Here is a 14931-nt window from a genome sequence, read left to right as displayed (position 1 = left end):
GCTTCCCCTGAGGAGCCGCCAGAGGAAGCCCGCAAGGCGGCCGGAGGCGCGCGACGCTTCCCCGTGCCGGCGCCAGGGCGCGCGCGCCTCCCCGTACGGGCCGGGGTGCGACCGGCGCGTCGGGAGCGTGCTGCGGGTTTCTCCAAGACCGCCCCCCGCCTGGCATGACAGCGTCGTGCCCCGCGAGCGATCCGCTCCCCGGCCGGGGGAACTCCGGGGAGGATCACGCGGGGCCCGGACCGCTGGGGGGCGGTCCGGGCCCGGCCATGTCGCGGGGCGCCTGTCGCCGAGGCCACGGCGCGGCGTCCGCCGGGGCGGTGCCGGGGCGGTTTTAAGGTGAACGGCCACCTCACTCCTGTCCCCCGCCCGGAGTCCCCACCGTGTCCACCCCGTCCGCCCCGCCGCCCGCGCCGGGCCCCGTCCCCGAGCACGCGGAAAGTCCGGAGACGGGCATCCGGCCGGGGTTGTGGCGGCACTGGCTGTGGATCGGGGCCGTGCTGTGGGCGCTGACGGCCGGGGTCACGTACCTGACGAAGAACACGGCGCTGCTGCCGACGCTGATCCTGCTCGGCAGCTTCCTCGTCCCGGTGACCTTCGCGCTGTGGGCGTACGAGCGGCACGGCGAGGGGCTCGGGCTGCACCCGCTGCTGAGCTGTTTCGTCTCCGGCGGCGTCCTCGGCGTGCTCGGCTCCTCGCTCGCGGAGTACTTCCTGCTCCATCCGTCGGTGCGGGTGTACGCGGCGGTCGGGCTCATCGAGGAGGCCGTGAAGCTGCTCCTGCTCGCGTGGCTCGTGCGGAGGTCGCACTGGCTGTACGGGGCGCGCGCGGGCGCCGTGCTCGGCGGCGCCGTCGGCTTCGGCTTCGCGGCGTTCGAGACCTCGGGGTACGCGTTCAACGCCGCGCTCTCCTTCGGCGGCATCGACCTGCGCGCGCTGCTCCAGACGGAGATCCTGCGCGCGGTGCTCGCCCCCTTCGGGCACGGCCTGTGGACCGCGCTCGCGGGCGCCGTACTGCTCGCGCACCGCGGTCCGGACGGCCGCTACCGGCTCAGCCTCGCGGTGCCCGTCGCCTACCTCGGCGTCTCGGCGCTGCACGCGCTGTGGGACTCGGTGCACGGGATCGCGCTGTGGCTCACGGAGCGGGTGACGGGGAGGCCGGTACGGGGCTCGGCGTCGACGCGCGACGTCCTCGTGGACGCGACGAGCGAGCAGCGCCACTACTACACGCTCTTCACCGTCCTGGGGTTCGCCCTGATCACGGCCCTCGCCCTCGCCTGGGGGCGGGCGATGACCCGCCGCGACCCCACCTGGACTCATACCCCCTAGGGGTATACAGTGGTGATCCTGCCGGGAGTCCCCCGGGACCCTCCCGTCACGGTACGCCCGCCGTACCGCACCCCCCAGCCGTCCCCCGCGCCCCCAGGAACGCGGCCCACGAAGAGGAGAACGCTATGGCGACCGACACAGCCGTCACCACCACGTACAAGGTCAGCGGCATGTCCTGCGGCCACTGCGAGGGCGCGGTGAGCGCCGAGCTGACCGAGCTTCCCGAGGTCACCGAGGTGCGCGCCTCGGCGGCGAACGGCGAGGTCACCGTCGTCTCGACGGCCCCGCTCGACGAGGCCGCGGTCCGCGCCGCCGTGGACGAGGCGGGGTACGAGCTGGCGGGCACCGTCTGACGGCGGCGGCCCGCGCGGCGCGGGGACGCCCCCGCGCCGCGTACCGTCCCGCCTCCCATACCCCTACCCCGTACCCGTACGACCGGAGGCCACCGACATGAGCACGCCGCTTCAGGACAAGCAGGAGGCGGGCATAGCGAGGACCGGAGCCGATTCCGCGTCCGCCGCCGAGCCCGCTCAGATCGAGCTGGCCGTGGGCGGGATGACGTGCGCCGCCTGCGCGGCCAGGATCGAGAAGAAGCTCAACCGGATGGAGGGCGTCTCCGCCTCCGTCAACTACGCGACCGAGAAGGCGAAGGTCAGCTACGCCGAGGGGGTGGGCGTCGACGACCTCGTCGCGACGGTCGTGAGAACGGGGTACACGGCGGAGCCGGTCCTGCCCCCCGAGCCCGACCCGGAGCCGGACGCCGAGCCCCCGGAGCCCCCGGCGGACTCCCGGCTCGCCGACCTCCGGCAGCGCCTCCTGGTCTCCTTCGCCCTCGCGCTCCCTGTCGTCGTGCTCGCGATGGCCCCGCCGCTCCAGTTCGACCACTGGCAGTGGCTCTCGCTGACGCTCGCCGCGCCGGTCGTGGTGTGGGGCGGGTGGCCCTTCCACCGCGCCACCTGGACGAACCTGCGGCACGGGGCGGCGACGATGGACACCCTCGTGTCGATCGGCACGCTCGCCGCCTTCGGCTGGTCGCTGTGGGCGCTCTTCCTCGGCGACGCGGGGATGCCGCACATGCGGCACGGCTTCGACCTGACGGTGGACCCGCACCAGGGCACCTCCGCGATCTACCTGGAAGTGGCCGCGGGCGTCATCGTCTTCCTGCTGCTCGGGCGCTACCTGGAGGCGCGCTCGAAGCGGAGCGCGGGAGCGGCCCTGCGCGCGCTGCTCGAACTGGGCGCGAAGGACGTGGCCGTCCTGCGGGACGGCCGGGAGGTACGGGTCCCGGTGGGCTCGCTGCGCGTCGGCGACCGCTTCGTCGTACGGCCCGGTGAGAAGGTCGCGACGGACGGCACGGTGACCGAGGGGACCTCGGCGCTGGACGTCTCGATGCTGACGGGCGAGTCGGCGCCCGTGGACGTCGGCCCGGGGGACGCGGTCACCGGGGCGACGGTCAACGTCTCGGGGCGGCTCGTCGTCCAGGCGGGGCGCGTCGGCGCGGACACCCAGCTCGCGCGCATGGCGCGGCTCGTGGAGGACGCGCAGAACGGGAAGGCCCAGGTCCAGCGGCTCGCGGACCGCGTCTCGGGGATCTTCGTGCCCGTCGTGCTCGTCATCGCGCTCGGGACGCTGGTGGGGTGGCTGCTCGCCACGGACGACGTGACGGCCGCCTTCACGGCCGCCGTCGCGGTCCTGATCATCGCGTGCCCGTGCGCGCTCGGCCTCGCGACCCCGACGGCCCTCCTGGTCGGCACGGGCAGGGGCGCCCAGCTCGGCATCCTCATCAAGGGCCCCGAGGTCCTGGAGTCGACGCGGCGCGTGGACACGGTCGTGCTCGACAAGACGGGCACGGTGACGACGGGCCGCATGAGGCTGCGCACGGTCGTCGCGGCCGGGGACACGGACGAGAAGGACGTCCTGCGCCTCGCGGGCGCGGTCGAGCACGCCTCGGAGCACCCGGTGGCCCGCGCGCTCGCCGAGGGCGCCGAGGAGCGCGTCGGGACGCTCCCGGCGGTGAGCGCCTTCGCCAACGAGCCGGGGCTCGGGGTGCGGGGCACCGTGGAGGGCCTGGAGGTACGGGTCGGACGCGGCGCCCTGCTCGACGGGCTCCCCGTCCCGGAGGAGCTGACGCGCGCGAAGACGGCGGCGGAGGCGGACGGCGCGACGGCGGTGTTCGTCGCGTGGGACGGGGGGGTGCGGGGGCTGCTCGCCGTCGCCGACGCCGTGAAGGAGTCGAGCGCGGAGGCGGTGCGGGAGCTGCGCGGCCTCGGCCTGCGGCCCGTCCTGCTCACCGGGGACAACCGGGCGGTCGCGGAGGCCGTGGGACGGGAGATCGGCGTCGACGAGGTCGTCGCCGAGGTCCTGCCCCGGGACAAGGCGGCCGAGGTGCGCCGGCTCCAGGAGAGCGGGCGCACGGTCGCGATGGTCGGCGACGGCGTCAACGACGCTGCCGCGCTCGCGACCGCCGATCTGGGGCTCGCGATGGGTACGGGGACGGACGCGGCCATCGAGGCGGGAGACCTCACGCTCGTGCGGGGCGACCTGCGGGTCGCCGCCGACGCGATCCGCCTCTCGCGACGGACGCTCCGGATCATCAAGGGCAACCTCTTCTGGGCGTTCGGCTACAACGTGGCGGCGATCCCGCTCGCGGCGGCCGGGCTGCTCAACCCGATGATCGCGGGTGCCGCGATGGCCTTCTCGTCCGTCTTCGTCGTCACGAACAGTCTTCGCCTCAGGACCTTCACATAGCCCCCGCAAGCCCCTTACGCTGAGCCCGGACACTCCGTCCGGGCTCAGCGCGGTTCAGGACGCGCTGGTCAGGACGTCGTGACGCAGATCACAACGTTTCATGGGTAACCGTCTGCCTGGTTCGGAGGTCTCACACCATGCCGGGAGACGTCTTGGGGGGCGTCGGCCGGCAGCGGGGAATGTCTTGGGGGACTTTCCTCGCAGCGAAGGCCGGGACGACGTGCGGCCGGGGAGCTTGAGCGGCCCTCCCGCGCGTACGCGTCCCGGCGGACCGCGGCACCACCTGAACGCCCGGCCGGATCCCGTGGGGGGAATCCGATCCCGGGGCACAGGAAGGCGCCCCGACCGTCAGCCCGTGGGGGGACTGGCGGAGGGGCGCCTTTCGCTTGGCGCGGGCGGCCGGAGGGGGTGCGCCTCGGTGCGCGGGGCTTTCGCGCTTCGCGCGGTGTCCTCAAGCGCCGGACGGGCTGCATGCAGAGGGCCCCGTCCGTGCGGACGGGGCCCTCTGCCGCGCGCGACCGACAGCGGGAGGGTCAGCGGCCCTCGACCGGGACGAAGTCGCGGTTCACGTAGCCCGTGTAGATCTGGCGCGGGCGGCCGATGCGGCTTCCCGGCTCCTTGATCATCTCGGTCCACTGGGCGATCCAGCCGGGGAGACGGCCGAGCGCGAAGAGGACCGTGAACATCTCGGTGGGGAAGCCCATCGCCCGGTAGATGAGACCGGTGTAGAAGTCCACGTTCGGGTAGAGCTTCCGCTCGACGAAGTAGTCGTCGGCGAGCGCGTGCTCCTCCAGCTTCAGCGCGATGTCGAGCAGTTCGTCGCTCTTGCCGAGCGCCGAGAGGACGTCGTGCGCCGCCGCCTTGATGATCTTCGCCCGGGGGTCGAAGTTCTTGTAGACGCGGTGCCCGAAGCCCATGAGCTTCACGCCGTCTTCCTTGTTCTTCACCTTGCGGATGAAGGTGTCGACGTCGGAGCCGTTGGCCTGGATGCCTTCCAGCATTTCCAGCACGCTCTGGTTGGCGCCGCCGTGCAGCGGGCCCCACAGCGCGTTGATGCCCGCCGAGATCGAGGCGAACATGTTGGCCTGCGAGGAGCCGACGAGGCGGACCGTCGAGGTCGAACAGTTCTGCTCGTGGTCGGCGTGCAGGATGAGCAGCTTGTCGAGCGCGGAGACGACGACCGGGTCCAGCTCGTAGTCCTGCGCGGGGACCGAGAAGGTCATGCGCAGGAAGTTCTCGACGTAGCCGAGGTCGTTGCGCGGGTAGACGAAGGGCTGGCCCACGGACTTCTTGTACGCGTAGGCGGCGATCGTCGGGAGCTTGGCGAGCAGGCGGATCGTGGAGAGGTTCCGCTGCTCCTCGTCGAACGGGTTGTGGCTGTCCTGGTAGAAGGTGGACAGCGCGCTGACGACCGAGGACAGCATGGCCATCGGGTGGGCGTCGCGCGGGAAGCCGTCGAAGAACCGCTTGACGTCCTCGTGCAGCAGGGTGTGCTGCGTGACGTCGTTCTTGAAGGTCGAGAGCTCGTCGACCTTGGGCAGCTCACCGTTGATGAGGAGGTACGCGACCTCCAGGAAGCTGCTGCTCTCGGCCAGCTGCTCGATGGGGTACCCGCGGTAGCGGAGAATCCCCTGCTCACCGTCGAGGTAGGTGACGGCGGACTTGTACGCGGCGGTGTTCCCGTACCCGCTGTCCAGGGTCACCAGACCGGTCTGGGCGCGCAGCTTCCCGATGTCGAAGCCGCTGTCGCCGACGGTGCTGTCGACCACCGGGTAGGTGTACTCGTCATCGCCGTACCGCAGTACTACCGCGTTGTCGCGTTTCTCGCTCACGTCATCCCTCACCGACGTAGTGCCTCTTCTTCGAGGTGCCCTGACTGTGTCTACCTTCCCCCATTTGGACGAGGAAAGTGCACTCGGGGCCGACCATTGGCCCTATTGGCGGCACTGAGTGCCGTCGAGCAGCCTTGCCATCCTGCCGCCTCCCCTCCGGTTGCGGAAGAGCAGGGTGACGTTTCCCACCGTTTTGATCGATCATCTTTCCCTACGTCATCCGCCGGAGACACACCGGGGGTACTGGCGAGTACGGGACGTGTGCGGACGGCGCCGCCGGGTGAGCAACCGGCGGACCTCGCGGGTACGTGCGGTGGGCGGGGGTCCGCTCCGCAGGAAATTCACCGCGAGGAGTGGGACGCCGGAGATTCGGCGGCCGCTCCCCCGGCCGCCGCCCCGCGCTGCCCGGGCACCTCGGGGGCGCGGAGGCGCCCGGCGAGGCCCGTGTGGCGGCGGCCCGCCGAGACGGTGCGGACCGCCTGGCCGAGGGCGCGGCGGGAGCCGACGAGGACCACGAGACGTTTCGCGCGCGTGACGGCCGTATACAGGAGGTTGCGCTGCAACATCGTCCACGCGCTCGTCGTGACGGGGACGACGACCGCGGGGTACTCGCTGCCCTGCGAGCGGTGGATCGTCATCGCGTAGGCGTGCGCGAGTTCGTCCAGCTCGTCGAAGTCGTAGACCACGTCCTCGTCCTCGTCCGTACGGACCGTCAGGCGCTGCTCCACCGCGTCGAGTCCGGTCACGACGCCGACCGTGCCGTTGAAGACGCCGTTCTCGCCCTTCTCGTAGTTGTTGCGGATCTGCGTGACCTTGTCGCCCACCCGGAAGACCCGCCCGCCGAAGCGCTTCTCCTCCGTGCGCGGGCCCGGCGGCGTCAGCGCCTGCTGGAGCAGCGCGTTGAGCGTGCCCGCGCCCGCCGGGCCCCGGTGCATCGGCGCGAGGACCTGTACGTCGGTGCGGGGATCGAGGCCGAAGCGCGCGGGGATGCGGCGCGCCACGACATCGACCGTCAGGCGCCCCGCCGCCTCCGTGTCCTCCTCCACGAACAGGAAGAAGTCCTTCAGGCCCTCCGTGCGCGGGTGCTGACCCTCGTTGATGCGGTGCGCGTTCATGACGACACCCGACTCCTGCGCCTGCCGGAAGATCCGCGTCAGGCGTACGGCGGGGACCGGGCCGCCCTCGCTCAGCAGGTCCCGCAGCACCTCGCCCGCGCCGACCGAGGGGAGCTGGTCCACGTCCCCCACGAGCAGCAGGTGAGCCCCCGGCGCGACCGCCTTGACCAGCTTGTTCGCGAGCAGCAGGTCCAGCATCGACGCCTCGTCCACGACGACGAGGTCCGCGTCGAGCGGCCGGTCCCTGTCGTACGCCGCGTCCCCGCCCGGCTTCAGTTCGAGCAGCCGGTGCACCGTCGATGCCTCGGCCCCGGTCAGCTCCGCGAGCCGCTTCGCCGCGCGCCCGGTCGGCGCGGCGAGCACGACCTTCGCCCGCCGCGCGCGGGCCAGTTCGACCACGGAACGCACCGTGAAAGACTTCCCGCAGCCGGGGCCTCCGGTGAGCACCGCGACCTTGCGGGTCAGCGCGAGCCGCACGGCGGCCTCCTGCTCCGGGGCGAGTTCCGCGCCCGTACGGCGCCGCAGCCAGCCGAGCGCCGCGCCCCAGTCCACGTCCTGGAAGCCCGCGAGCCGGTCGTCGCCGGCGCCGAGCAGCCGGCGGACCTGACCGGCGAGGGAGAGTTCGGCGCGGTGGAAGGGCACGAGGTACACGCCGGTCACCGGCTGCCCGTCCGGGTCCGTCAGCCGCTCCCGCACGACCCCCTCCGGGTCCTCGGCCAGCTCGCCAAGGCACTCGATCACGAGCCCCGTGTCGACGCCGAGGAGCTTCACCGCGTCGCTGATGAGGCGTTCCTCGGGCAGGTAGCAGTGCCCTTGGTCCGTCGCCTGCGACAGCGCGTACTGGAGCCCCGCTTTGACGCGCTCCGGGCTGTCCTCGGGGATGCCGACCGCCCGGGCGATGCGGTCGGCCGTGAGGAAGCCGATGCCCCAGACGTCGGCGGCGAGCCGGTACGGCTCCGCCTTCACGACCTCGATCGAGTCGTCCCCGTACTTCTTGTAGATGCGGACGGCGATGGAGGTGGACACCTCGACGCTCTGGAGGAAGACCATGACCTCCTTGATCGCCTTCTGCTCCTCCCACGCCGCGATGATCTTCGCGACGCGCTTGGGACCGAGTCCCTGCACCTCGATGAGCCGCTTCGGCTCGGTCTCGATGATGTCGAGCGTGTCCGTCCCGAAGTGCTGGGTGATGCGGTCGGCGAAGACGGGCCCGATGCCCTTGACGAGCCCGGAGCCGAGGTACCGCCTGATGCCCTGGATCGTGGCGGGCAGGACGGTCGTGTAGTTCTCGACGACGAACTGCTTGCCGTGCCTCGGGTGCGAGCCCCACCGCCCGCGCATCCGCAGCGCCTCCCCCGGCTGCGCGCCGAGCAGTGCCCCGACCACGGTGAGCAGTTCGCCGCCGCCGCGGCCCGTGTCGACGCGGGCGACGGTGAAGCCGTTCTCCTCACTGGCGAAGGTGATGCGTTCGAGCGTGCCTTCGAGGACGGCGAGCGGGGAGGCGGTGGCGCGGGCCTGGTCGCCGGGGGTGCTGGGGGCCATGGGAGGACGGTACCGCCGGGGCGCGGGCGGCGGTCGGCGCCGGTGTGCGTCCGGCCGTTCCCGGGCAGGCGAGGACGTGTCCGCGGGGGGCCACCGCCGCGGACACGGTTCTGCCCATGCGTCGGCCGAGGAGCACGCCATGCTGGAGATCAAGCCGGAGAGCGCCTTCGGGCGCGGCTACGAGGTCCTGGTGAACGGGATGTCGGTGGGGAACTGGTCCTCCCGTCTCTGGAGCTCCGGCGGGCAGATCGACATGGCCGGTGAGAGCTTCACGTTCCGCTCCGGGGGCTGGGGACGCTCCTTCGAGATGCTCGCGGGCGACACGGTGCGCGCCGAGGCGCACCGTTCCGGCGGGCACTGGGTCGTCACCGGCGAGGGCGGCCCGTACGAGCTGAAGCGCCCCTCGTTCCTGCGCGGGAAGCGCCAACTCGTCGCGGACGGGCGGGTGCTGGGCGAGTTCCGGAGCACCGGCTTCCGGGGCGGGGTGACCGCCGAGCTCGGTGACGTGCCGCTGCCCGTCCAGGTCTTCGTCGGGGTGGTGGTGCTCACGCTCCAGCGGCGCCAGCGGACGGCGGTCGCCGCGTCGTCCAGCAGCTGAGCGCGCCGGGCGCACGACCGGGCCACCGCGCGCCGGAAAACGCGAAGGGGCCCGTCCGCCTCGGCGGTCGGGCCCTTCCGCTTCCCCCCTGTCGCGCAGGGCTCCCCCCTCGGGAATCCCCCCCGGTCTTCCCCCCACCCCTGGCGACACCACGTATGACCTGGCACGGGGGCGGAGGGTTGTACGGCCCGCGGAAGTTTTTCCCGCGGCGCCCGGCGGCCCCGCGCGAGCCCCGAGCGGGTCCTCTCGCACCCGTCCGCGCGGCACCCTCACACGTACCGCGCGAACCGTTCCGCCGTCGTCGCGAGGAGCTTCCTGCCGTCCCCCGCCCACAGCTCGTCGTTGAACAGCTCGACCTCGATCGGTCCCTCGTAGCCGTTCGCGTCGGCGCGCTCGCGCCACCACGCCAGGTCGATCGCGCCGTCCCCGAGCTGGCCCCGGCCGTTGAGGACCCCGGCGGGCAGGGGGGTGATCCAGTCGGCGAGCTGGAAGGCGGCGAGACGCCCTCCCGCGCCCGCGCGCTCCAGGGCCGCCGGGGCCTGGTCGTCCCACCAGACGTGGTAGGTGTCGACGCAGACGCCGACCTGCTCGGCGGGGAAGGGGTCGGCGAGGTCGAGCGCCTGCGTGAGCGTCGAGACGACGCAGCGGTCCGAGGCGAACATCGGGTGCAGGGGCTCGATCGCCAGCGTGATCCCCGACCGGCCCGCGTACGGGGCCAGTTCGGCGAGCGCGTCGGCCAGGCGCGCGCGGGCCGCCCGCAGATCGCGCTCGCCCTCGGGGAGCCCGCCCGAGACGAGCACGAGGACCCGCGTGCCGAGGGCCGCCGCCTCGTCGATCGCCCTGCGGTTGTCGGCCAGCGCGGCCCGGCGGGCGCCCTGCTCACTCGCCGTGAGGAAGCCGCCCCGGCACAGCGTCGTGACCGTGAGGCCCGCCTCGCGCACGAGCGCCGCGCTCGCCTCCAGGCCGTACGCCCGCACGGGCTCCCGCCACAGGCCCACGTTGCGCACCCCCAGGGCGGCGCACGTCTCGACGAGTTCCGGGAGCGAGAGCTGCTTCACCGTCTGCTGGTTGATGCTGAAACGCGCGTGCGCGGTCACCGGGGCACTCCGTAGACGTCGAGGAGCGCGCGCATCCGCAGGGCGGCGCGCTCCGGGTCCGGGAACAGGCCGAGGCCGTCGGCGAGTTCGTAGGCACGGGCGAGGTGCGGCAGGGAGCGCGAGGACTGGTGGCCCCCGACCATCGCGAAGTGCTCCTGGTGGCCCGCGAGCCAGGCCAGGAACACGACGCCCGTCTTGTAGAAGCGGGTCGGCCGCTGGAAGAGGTGGCGCGACAACGCGACGGTCGGGTCCAGGACGTCGCGGAAACCGCGCACGTCCCCCGTGTCCAGGACGCGGACCGCGCGAGCGGCGAGCGGGGCGAGGGGGTCGAAGATGCCGAGCAGGGCGTGGCTGAAGCCCTCCGCGTCGCCCGCGATGAGTTCCGGGTAGTGGAAGTCGTCGCCCGTGTAGCAGCGGACGCCCGCCGGGAGGCGGCGGCGCACGGCGATCTCGCGGTCCGCGTCGAGCAGCGAGATCTTGATGCCGTCCACCTTGTCCGGGTGCGCCGCGATGACCTGGAGGAACGTTTCCGTCGCCGCGTCCAGGTCCGCCGCGCCCCAGTACCCCGCGAGCGCCGGGTCGAACATGGGGCCGAGCCAGTGCAGGATCACCGGCTCGCGGGCCTGGCGCAGCAGGTGCCCGTAGAGCGTGAGGTAGTCCTCGGGGCCCCGGGCCGCGGCGGCGAGGGCGCGCGAGGCCATGAGGATCGCCTGCGCGCCCGCGTCCTCGACGAGCGCGAGCTGCTCCTCGTACGCCGCGCGGATCTCGTCGAGCGTGCCCGCCGCGAGCTGGTCCGTCCCGGCCCCGGCGGCGATCCGGCCGCCGGCCGCGCGCGCCTCGGCGGCCGAACGGCGGATCAGCTCGGCCGCGGTGGGCCAGTCGAGGCCCATGCCGCGCTGCGCCGTGTCCATCGCCTCGGCGACGCCGAGCCCCTGCTGCCACAGGTGGCGGCGGAAGGCGAGAGTCGCGTCCCAGTCGACGGCCGCCGGGTCGTCGGCGCTGACGTCCGCGTAGGGGTCCGCGACGACGTGCGCGGCGGAGAAGACCGTACGGGAGGCGAGCGGGCCGCCCGCCCATGTGCCCGGGGCGGGCGCGGACGCGGGCTCGTACCGCCGCAAGGAGCCGTCCGGGGAGGGGAGCAGGAGCGTCACAGCGTGATCTCCGGTACGTCGATGCGGCGGCCCTGCGCCGAGGAGGCGAGGCCCAGCTCGGCGAGCTGGACGCCGCGCGCGCCCGCGAGGAGGTCCCAGTGGTAGGGGGCGTCCGCGTAGACGTGGCGAAGGAACAGTTCCCACTGCGCCTTGAAGCCGTTGTCGAACGTGCCGTTGTCCGGCACCTCCTGCCACTGCTCTCGGAAGACCTCCGTGGCGGGCAGGTCCGGGTTCCACACCGGCTTCGGGGTCGCGGAGCGATGCTGGACACGGCACGTGCGCAGTCCCGCGACCGCCGAGCCCTCGGTCCCGTCGACCTGGAACTCGACGAGTTCGTCGCGGTGGACCCGTACCGCCCAGGAGGAGTTGATCTGCGCGATCGCGCCGCCTTCGAGCTGGAAGATCCCGTAGGCGGCGTCGTCGGCCGTCGCCTCGTACGGCTCGCCCCGCTCGTCCCAGCGCCGGGGCAGGTGGGTCGCGGTGAGCGCCTGGACGCTCGTGACGCGGCCGAACAGCTCGTGGAGCACGTACTCCCAGTGGGGGAACATGTCGGTGACGATGCCGCCGCCGTCCCGCGTGCGGTAGTTCCAGCTCGGGCGCTGCGCCTCCTGCCAGTCGCCCTCGAAGACCCAGTAGCCGAACTCGCCCCGCACGGACAGGACACGGCCGAAGAAGCCGCCGTCGACGAGGCGCTTGAGCTTGAGCAGGCCCGGCAGGAAGAGCTTGTCCTGCACGACGCCGTGCTTGACGCCCGCAACCTCGGCGCGGCGGGCGAGGTCGAGCGCGCCGTCGAGCCCGGTCGCGGTGGGCTTCTCGGTGTAGAGGTGCTTGCCCGCCGCGACGGCCTTCTTCAGGGCCTCCTCGCGCGCCGAGGTGACCTGCGCGTCGAAGTAGATGTCGATCGCCGGATCGGCGAGCACCGCGTCGAGGTCGGTCGACCAGCGGGTCAGGCCGTAGCGCTCGGCGAGGGCGCGCAGAGCGTCCTCGCGGCGGCCGACGAGGACGGGCTCGGGCCACAGGACCCTCCCGTCGCCGAGGTCGAGCCCGCCCTGCTCGCGCAGCGCGAGGATCGACCGGACGAGGTGCTGGCGGTGGCCCATCCGCCCCGTCACACCGTTCATGGCGATGTGCACCGTCTTGCGTTCCACGGGGGTCCCTTCTCGCGGCGAGCGGCAAACACGGTTGGTAAGCGCTTTCTACGAGGGGAGACGCTAGCCTCTGCGCAGCGGGGACGACAAGACCCCCGCCCGCCGGCTTCCCTGCCGGCCCGACCGGTCCCGGAGGACGAGATGACCGTGACGCTCTCGGATGTGGCTTCCCGCGCGGGGGTGTCGCCCGCGACCGTCTCCCGGGTACTGAACGGCAACTATCCGGTCGCCGAGGGGACCAGGGAGCGGGTGCTGCGTGCCGTGGACGAACTGGACTACGTGCTGAACGGCCCGGCCAGTTCGCTCGCCGCCGCGACCTCGGACCTCGTCGGGGTGCTCGTCAACGACATCGCCGACCCCTTCTTCGGCATCATCGCGAGCGCGGTGCAGTCGCAGATCGGCGGTCCCGGGGGGCGCGCGGGCGGGGAGCGGCTCGCGGTGGTGTGCGGGACCGGGGGCGCCCCGGAGCGCGAACTCACGTACCTGACGCTGCTCCAGCGCCAGCGCGCCGCCGCCGTCGTGCTCACCGGGGGCGCGGTCGAGGACCCCGGTCACCGCGCGGCCGTCGCCGCCAAGCTGCGCAAGCTCGGCGCCGCGGGGACGCGCGTGATCCTCCTGGGACGGCCCCCGCTGCCCGACGCGGGGCCCGGCGTCACCGCGCTGACTTTCGACAACCGGGCGGGGGCACGGGAGTTGACCGCGCACCTCCTCGCGCTCGGGCACCGCCGCATCGGCTGCGTCGCGGGCCCGCCCGAGCGCACGACGACCCGGCACCGCCTCGAAGGCCACCGGGCCGCGCTCGCCGAGGCGGGGATCGAGGACCTGGCGGGGGCGACCGCGCACGGCGCGTACGACAGGGCGTCCGGCTACCGGGCGGTGGGGGAACTCCTGGACCGTGTACCGGACTTGACCGCGATCGTCGCGGCGAACGACACCGTGGCGCTCGGCGCGTGCGCGGCGCTGCGCGAGCGCGGGCTGCGGGTCCCCGAGGACGTCTCCGTGACGGGCTTCGACGACCTCCCCTTCAGCGCGGACGCGCTGCCCGCGCTCACGACGGTGCGGTTGCCCCTCCAGGGCACGGGCGCGCGGGCCGGGCGCATCGCGACGGGGCGGGACGCGCCACCGGCGGGCGGCGAGGAACTGGTCGCCGGGGAGCTGGTGGTCAGGGGGTCGACGGGGCCGGTGAAGTGAGGACGGGAGGCGCGTCCGGCAGCGGTTGAGGGAGCGCCGCGCTCGTAGGGGCGGGCGAGTCGCGCGCCCGTAGCGGGCCTCCGTGTGCCCGTACCGGCCCTGCCCCGCGCCCGTCCCGGCGCGCCACAGGGAATACGTGGGCCGCGTGCGGTCAGGCTGTCGACAGACGGCCTGGCGTGACCGCGGCACCCGGTCCGGGCCACGGCAGAAGCGACGAAGGAGCACAAGACATGAAACTGGCGTTCTCCACCCTCGGTCTCCCCGGGCTGCCCCTCGCCGAGGTCGCACGGCTCGCCGCGAGGCACGGCTACCACGGTGTGGAGCTGCGCGCCCACCCCGAGGAGCCGCTCGCTCTCACCAGCACGGTCGCCGAACGCGCCGCCGCACGCGAGGCGTTCGCCGCCGAGGGGATCGAGGTGCTCGGGATCGCCGGGTACGTGAAGATCGCCGAGCCGGGCGAGGACGAGCCGCACGTCACCGAGACGCGCGCCCTCGTCGAACTCGCCCACGACCTCGGCGCGCGCTTCGTCCGGGTCTTCCCCGGCGGGGGCACGGAGCAGAGCGAGGCGGAGGCCGACGCGACCGCCGAGCGGCGGCTCGGGCTCGCCGCCGAGCACGCGGCCGGGCTCGGCGTCCGCATCCTCCTGGAGACGCACGACTCGCACCGTACGGGCGCCGCGGCGACCCGCGTCCTCGGCACGGTCGGGCACAAGTCGACGGGCGCCCTGTGGGACACCATGCACACGTGGCTCGGCGGCGAGCAGCCCGAGGAGTCCTACCTCGCGCTCGCCCCGTACCTCGGATACGTGCAGGTCAAGGACATCGCCTCGCGCGAGAACACGACCCCGCTGCCGCTCGGCGCCGGGGTGCTGCCGCTCGGCGAGGTCGTGGAGGTGCTCACGCGCGAGGGCTGGGACGGGTGGCTGTGCTGGGAGTACGAGAAGCGGTGGTACGCGGACGCGGCCGACCTCGCGCCGCTGCTCGGCCCGGGCGCGGAGTACCTGCGGAGGCTGCTGAACGAGGCGGCCTGAGGGAAGGCGCGCGGGGCGGAACGGGGCCGGGGCGCGGGGGACGGAACGGGCCGGGCGGCGGGCGGGAGGACGCCGGAGCCCCGGCCCTTCCGGCCGCTCTGCCCCCGCTCAGGGTGCGTCCCCTCCCCCGTCCGGCCCCACCCCCCCCCAGCC

General features: G+C 73.5%; 11 protein-coding genes. 6 read left to right on the top strand and 5 right to left on the bottom strand.

Annotated elements, in window-relative coordinates; genetic code table 11:
* Positions 1-380: 380 nt before the first annotated feature.
* The 3 genes from IF99_RS0125625 (at position 381) to IF99_RS0125615 (ending at position 4073) form a co-directional block, all read left to right on the top strand.
* Positions 381-1325: a PrsW family intramembrane metalloprotease gene (locus tag IF99_RS0125625; protein WP_051703685.1), complete on the top strand. Its 945-nt coding sequence runs from the start codon at positions 381-383 to the stop codon at positions 1323-1325.
* A gap of 125 nt (positions 1326-1450) precedes the next feature.
* Positions 1451-1678, top strand: a complete 228-nt coding sequence (locus IF99_RS0125620) for a heavy-metal-associated domain-containing protein (RefSeq protein WP_007826800.1) — start codon at positions 1451-1453, stop codon at positions 1676-1678.
* Positions 1679-1775: 97 nt separating this feature from the next.
* Positions 1776-4073, top strand: a complete 2298-nt coding sequence (locus IF99_RS0125615; protein WP_030999823.1) for a heavy metal translocating P-type ATPase — start codon at positions 1776-1778, stop codon at positions 4071-4073.
* Between the two features lie 533 nt (positions 4074-4606).
* On the opposite strand, the gene IF99_RS0125610 is transcribed toward IF99_RS0125615, so the two are convergent.
* Positions 4607-5905, bottom strand: coding sequence for a citrate synthase (locus IF99_RS0125610; protein ID WP_030999821.1), 1299 nt, complete (start codon positions 5903-5905; stop codon positions 4607-4609).
* A gap of 341 nt (positions 5906-6246) precedes the next feature.
* Positions 6247-8562, bottom strand: coding sequence for an ATP-dependent RecD-like DNA helicase (locus tag IF99_RS0125605; protein ID WP_030999819.1), 2316 nt, complete (start codon positions 8560-8562; stop codon positions 6247-6249).
* A 139-nt stretch (positions 8563-8701) separates the two neighbouring features.
* Here IF99_RS0125605 and IF99_RS0125600 point away from each other — a divergent pair, with 139 nt between their 5' ends.
* Complete coding sequence (locus tag IF99_RS0125600) at positions 8702-9160, top strand: hypothetical protein (RefSeq protein ID WP_030999817.1); 459 nt, start codon at positions 8702-8704, stop codon at positions 9158-9160.
* Between the two features lie 269 nt (positions 9161-9429).
* Here the strand turns inward: IF99_RS0125600 and IF99_RS0125595 are convergent, their stop codons facing one another.
* The 3 genes from IF99_RS0125595 to IF99_RS0125585 are packed head-to-tail and all read right to left on the bottom strand — an operon-like array spanning position 9430 to position 12556.
* Positions 9430-10257 (bottom strand): sugar phosphate isomerase/epimerase family protein, encoded by an 828-nt coding sequence (locus tag IF99_RS0125595; RefSeq protein WP_030999815.1) that lies wholly within the window; start codon positions 10255-10257, stop codon positions 9430-9432.
* Positions 10254-11408, bottom strand: a complete 1155-nt coding sequence (locus tag IF99_RS0125590) for a dihydrodipicolinate synthase family protein (protein WP_030999813.1) — start codon at positions 11406-11408, stop codon at positions 10254-10256. The genes IF99_RS0125595 and IF99_RS0125590 overlap by 4 nt, the downstream gene beginning before the upstream one ends.
* A complete protein-coding gene (locus IF99_RS0125585; RefSeq protein WP_030999811.1) occupies positions 11405-12556 on the bottom strand; it encodes a Gfo/Idh/MocA family protein in 1152 nt (383 codons plus the stop codon). Before IF99_RS0125585 ends, IF99_RS0125590 begins: the two co-directional genes overlap by 4 nt.
* Before the next feature lie 141 nt (positions 12557-12697).
* Between IF99_RS0125585 and IF99_RS0125580 the strand changes: the two genes are divergently transcribed.
* Positions 12698-13747: a LacI family DNA-binding transcriptional regulator gene (locus IF99_RS0125580; RefSeq protein ID WP_030999809.1), complete on the top strand. Its 1050-nt coding sequence runs from the start codon at positions 12698-12700 to the stop codon at positions 13745-13747.
* Between the two features lie 230 nt (positions 13748-13977).
* On the top strand, positions 13978-14778 hold the full coding sequence (locus tag IF99_RS0125575) for a sugar phosphate isomerase/epimerase family protein (RefSeq protein WP_030999807.1): 801 nt from the start codon (positions 13978-13980) through the stop codon (positions 14776-14778).
* The last annotated feature ends 153 nt before the right edge of the window (positions 14779-14931 follow it).

The organism is Streptomyces sp. NRRL F-5630, from assembly GCF_000719475.1.
Lineage (GTDB): Bacteria > Actinomycetota > Actinomycetes > Streptomycetales > Streptomycetaceae > Streptomyces.
Note: the sequence above shows the minus strand (reverse complement) of the source record. Positions and strands in the feature narration are given on the sequence as shown.

What these genes read in the sequence shown, in the direction of transcription:
- IF99_RS0125580 (WP_030999809.1), top strand. Translation starts at nt 12,698, where the DNA reads ATGACCGTGACGCTCTCGGATGTGGCTTCCCGCGCGGGGGTGTCGCCC.
- IF99_RS0125600 (WP_030999817.1), top strand. Translation starts at nt 8,702, where the DNA reads ATGCTGGAGATCAAGCCGGAGAGCGCCTTCGGGCGCGGCTACGAGGTC.
- IF99_RS0125575 (WP_030999807.1), top strand. Translation starts at nt 13,978, where the DNA reads ATGAAACTGGCGTTCTCCACCCTCGGTCTCCCCGGGCTGCCCCTCGCC.
- IF99_RS0125605 (WP_030999819.1), bottom strand. Translation starts at nt 8,562, where the DNA reads ATGGCCCCCAGCACCCCCGGCGACCAGGCCCGCGCCACCGCCTCCCCG.
- IF99_RS0125615 (WP_030999823.1), top strand. Translation starts at nt 1,776, where the DNA reads ATGAGCACGCCGCTTCAGGACAAGCAGGAGGCGGGCATAGCGAGGACC.
- IF99_RS0125620 (WP_007826800.1), top strand. Translation starts at nt 1,451, where the DNA reads ATGGCGACCGACACAGCCGTCACCACCACGTACAAGGTCAGCGGCATG.